General features: G+C 75.4%; 5 protein-coding genes. 2 read left to right on the forward strand and 3 right to left on the reverse strand.

Annotated features, from left to right (window positions below):
* The first annotated feature begins 171 nt into the window (after positions 1-171).
* Complete coding sequence (gene sodN / locus E1300_RS48230; RefSeq protein ID WP_131763958.1) at positions 172-600, forward strand: superoxide dismutase, Ni; 429 nt, start codon at positions 172-174, stop codon at positions 598-600.
* 104 nt (positions 601-704) lie between these two features.
* On the opposite strand, the gene E1300_RS48235 is transcribed toward sodN, so the two are convergent.
* From E1300_RS48235 to E1300_RS48245, 3 genes are all read right to left on the reverse strand, one after another.
* A complete protein-coding gene (locus tag E1300_RS48235) occupies positions 705-1,586 on the reverse strand; it encodes an SAM-dependent methyltransferase (RefSeq protein ID WP_131763959.1) in 882 nt (293 codons plus the stop codon).
* 529 nt (positions 1,587-2,115) lie between these two features.
* Positions 2,116-2,751, reverse strand: a complete 636-nt coding sequence (locus E1300_RS48240; RefSeq protein ID WP_131763960.1) for a GNAT family N-acetyltransferase — start codon at positions 2,749-2,751, stop codon at positions 2,116-2,118.
* Positions 2,752-2,836: 85 nt separating this feature from the next.
* Entirely contained in the window at positions 2,837-3,271 is a 435-nt protein-coding gene (locus E1300_RS48245) for a hypothetical protein (RefSeq protein WP_242619887.1), read from the reverse strand.
* A gap of 153 nt (positions 3,272-3,424) precedes the next feature.
* Between E1300_RS48245 and E1300_RS48250 the strand changes: the two genes are divergently transcribed.
* The gene (locus E1300_RS48250) at positions 3,425-3,976 is read left to right on the forward strand and encodes a phosphotransferase (protein ID WP_131763962.1); all 552 of its coding nucleotides are present in this window, start codon (positions 3,425-3,427) and stop codon (positions 3,974-3,976) included.
* The last annotated feature ends 13 nt before the right edge of the window (positions 3,977-3,989 follow it).

Consider the following 3,989-nt stretch of genomic DNA (forward strand, 5'->3'; position numbering starts at 1 on the left):
CAGTGGTACCACTAAACCGAATCCCACTCGGCCGCGGCCCCCTCAGATCCTTCCCGCGCCGCGCCCCGGCCGCACCCGCCGCCCGTCCCGGGGCCCGGGACTTAGGCCGAATTACCGAGCGCCCTGGCCGGACGGCCCCCGCGGCACAAGGGTAATGTCGGAGACCTGAGCATGATCCGATACGAGGGAAGGGAATCGCAGGTGTTCAAGCTTCTGCGCCCGAAGACCACGGTCTCCGCGCACTGCGACCTGCCGTGTGGCGTCTACGACCCGGCGCAGGCCCGGATCGAGGCCGAGTCGGTCAAGGCGATCGCCGAGAAGTACGCGGCCAACGAGGACCCCGAGTTCCGCGCCCGGGCCATCCTCATCAAGGAGCAGCGCTCCCAGCTCGTCAAGGAGCACCTCTGGGTGCTGTGGACGGACTACTTCAAGCCGCCGCACTTCGAGAAGTACCCGCAGCTGCACACGCTGTTCAACGAGGCCACCAAGCTCGCCGGCGCCTCCGGCACCAAGGGCAGCATGGACGTCGGCGTCGCCGAGGAGCTGCTCGGCAAGATCGCGGAGATCGACAAGATCTTCTGGGAGACCAAGCAGGCCTGACGCGCCCGCGCGCCCGGTCCACGGGGGCCGTCCGGATTTTCGGACGGCCCCCGTCGCATGCCCGGGACCGAAGCCGGGGACATGCCGCGGCGAGGCGTGATCTTCTAGGGGCACGGCTCCAGAGGTCGCACAGCTCCAGAGGAGGACGATCCATGCCCACCAGGATCCGACCCGTCCGTCCCGCGGCCGCCGTGGAGCAGGGTGCGGGCGGCCGGGCGCGGCGCCGTCCGGAACCGCCAGTGCGCGACCGGGGTGACGCCGGGCGCGAGCGGCGTGAACGGGCCGAACAGGGCCTCGATCTCGGCGGCGCCGCGGGGGAACAGCGGCACGCCGCACGTCTCGCCGTACAGCCGCGCCGCCTCGGCGACCGCGGCGGGCGCGCCGTCGGCGGTGGCGTGCGAGATCACGAGGGCGCTGCCGGGGGCGGCGGACGCGGCCAGCGCGGCGACCGTGCGGTGCGGATCGGGCAGGAAGTGCAGCACGGACGAGAAGACCAGCGCCGTGGGCTCCGCCGGATCGATGAGCCGCTTCATCTCCGGGCTGCTCGCGATCGCCTCGGGCTCGCGGAGGTCGGCGCGCAGCGCGCCGATGTTGCCCCCGTCCAGCAGCAGCGCGCGGGCGTGCGCGATGACGAGCGGATCGCCGTCGACGTACAGGACCCGGGGCGCGGCGGTGTGGCGGGCGGCGATCCGGTGCAGGTTCTCGGCCGCCGGGAGCCCGCAGCCGAGATCGACGAACTGCCGGACGCCGCGCTCGGCGAGCGTCCGCACGGCGCGGCCGAGGAACGCGCGGCCGTCCCGCGCCGCCTCCGCCGCGCGCGGAAGGATCCGGAGGATCCGCCGGGCCAGGTCGCGGTCGGCCGCGTAGTTGTCCTTGCCGCCGAGGAGGTAGTCGTGGATCCGCGCGACGCCCGGCCGGTCCAGGGCGAGCGCGTCGGAGTCCGCGCGCGGCGCCTCCCACGCGGAGAGCTCCGCCGGAACGCTCATGTAACCACCCCGTTCGGGGATGTGCCCGGCCGGTCGGCGGGCCCGGCGGAGTCGTCCGGGTCCGCTCCCGGCTCATCACCGGCCATGCGGGCCACTCGCCGGCCATGGCTATCCAGGGAATGGGCGGCGCGGCGCCCGGCACGGCGCGGACCGGGTCGGGGTCGGGGTCGGGGTGCTCGCGGCGGAACCCGGTCGGTGACGGTCACTGGGGCGTCATCTCCGTCAACGATCGCCTCGGGAAGCATGCGGTGGTCCACTTCGAACGGTAGGCGGCGGAGACCGGCCGGTGGCGGGCGGCGTCCGCGGGCCGTCCGGAACCCGGGCCGCCGGTGGCCGCATCGTGCCATCCGGGTTTGGCGCGGACCGCCCGATCCGGGAGCCGCAGGTGGCGGGCAGCAGGAACGCGGCCGGGACACGGGCCGTCGCGGAGCGCGCACGCCCGCCGGGGACGCATTCCGGCGCGTGACCGCTTCCGGCCATGGCGGCGGCCTGGCCGAAGCCCCGCTGAGCCCGGCGCGATCCGTCCCGGTCAGCCTCCGGGCGCGGGGTCCCGCCACATGAGCCACACCGGTGGGCAGCCCTTGCCCGGCAGCGCGAGCTCCCGCGTCACCCGGAACCCGAACCTCTCGTAGTACGGGACGTTCTGCTCCTTGGACGATTCGAGATAGGCGGGCAGGGCGCCGGCGTCGCAGCGGTCGAGGCGCGACCGAAGCAGCGCGCCACCGAGACCGTTCCCCTGCGCCGCGGGGTCCGTGCCGAGCACCGACAGGTACCAGTGGGGCTCGCGCGGATGGTGGGCCTCGATCTCGCCGAGCGTGCGCAGGGCGGCGGGCACCCGCGCGCCGAAGACGCGCAGCAGGGGCAGAGCCTGCCTGGCCTGCGTCGCCAGCGGGATGTGCCACTGCCCGGGCGGGTCCCACAGGGCCGCGGCCTCGACGGCGGCGCCCCGCCCGGTGGCCTCGGTCGCGCCGTGCCGGAGGTGGACGTGCCGCAGGGCGGTCCGGAACAGCAGGGTCAGGCGCCGGACGCGGGACCCGTCGTCCGGGAGGAGCCACCGCCAGACCGGGTCGTCGTCGAAGGCCCGCCCGAGGACGCCGGCGACGGGCCCGGCGTCGGCGCGCCCGGCGACGCGGATGACCGGGGACGGCTGGGGCTGGGACGTCATGGCGCGGCCTCCTGGGGACGCGCCGATCCTCACCGGGCGGCGCGCCCGCCGTCAAGGACCCGCGGGCGCGCGACCGGCCGCCGCGTCAGCCGGGGACCACCTCGGCCTGGATGACGGTCTTCCTCTCGTGCGAGCCGAGCAGGTCCTCCAGCGTCAGGGCGGCGCCGATGCCGAGGAGCCAGGAGTCCTTGGCGAGCGGTATGCCCTCCTGGGTGGGGCGCAGGCTGCCCTCCTCCCGCGTCCCGGGAAGCCGCAGGTAGAGGCCGGTCAGCCCGGCCGCGAACGCGGTCAGGGCGGCGCCCGCCACCAGCGACGGCACGACCGGGAGCAGCAGCGCGGCGCCGAGCGCGACCTCGGCCTTGCCGAGCTTGCGGGTGAACTCCACCGGATCCTGCGAGGACAGGAACGGGTAGGCGGTCTTCGCCGTGCCGTGGACGTACTGGGCCGTCTCGTCCTCGGCCTTCAGTTTGGACAGCCCGGAGTTCAGGACGAACGCCCCGACGATGAGCCGGGCGGGCATCTGGTGTGCGCGTGCTAGAAAACGCATCGTTCCCCACATCGGTCGGAGATCGGGCGAAGGGCATCATTCCCGCGGCCCGTCCGCTACACGTAAGGCCCGGTCAAGTCTCGGCATGGCGGCGCCCGCCGGGCCGCGCGGGTAGCGTGCGGCGGCATGACGTCGCGACCGGACGGGCCGTCCGCGGCCCCCGAGTGGGCGCCGGAACGGGAGATCACCGAGGAGGCCGCCGCCGCGCTGGTGGGGGAGCGGTTCCCCGAGCTGCGCGGCGCCGCGGTGGAGCGCCTCGCCACCGGCTGGGACAACACCGTGCTCCTCGTCGCCGGGGAGTTCGCCTTCCGCTTCCCGCGCCGCGGGATCGCGGTCCCGGGCGTCCGGCGGGAGATCGCGGCCCTGCCCCTGCTGGCGCCGAGGGTGCCGCTGCCGGTGCCCGTGCCGCGCTTCGTCGGGGAGCCCTCGCCGTCGTTCCCGTGGCCGTTCTGGGGCGCGCGGCTCCTGCCTGGCCGCGAGCTCGCCGACGTCCGGCCCCCGGACGGGGACCGGGTGCGCCTCGGCGGCGAGACCGGGGCGTTCCTGCGGGCGCTGCACGACCCGGCGCTCGCGGCCGAGGCGGAGCGGGCCCTGCCGCCCGGGGCGCTGCCGGTCGACCCCCTGCGGCGGGCGGATGTACCGGACCGGAGACCGCGTCCGCTGGAACGCCGCCGGTGACCTGGAGTTCGTC

Source organism: Actinomadura fibrosa (assembly GCF_900659615.1).
In the GTDB taxonomy this organism is placed as follows: Bacteria; Actinomycetota; Actinomycetes; order Streptosporangiales; family Streptosporangiaceae; genus Spirillospora; species Spirillospora fibrosa.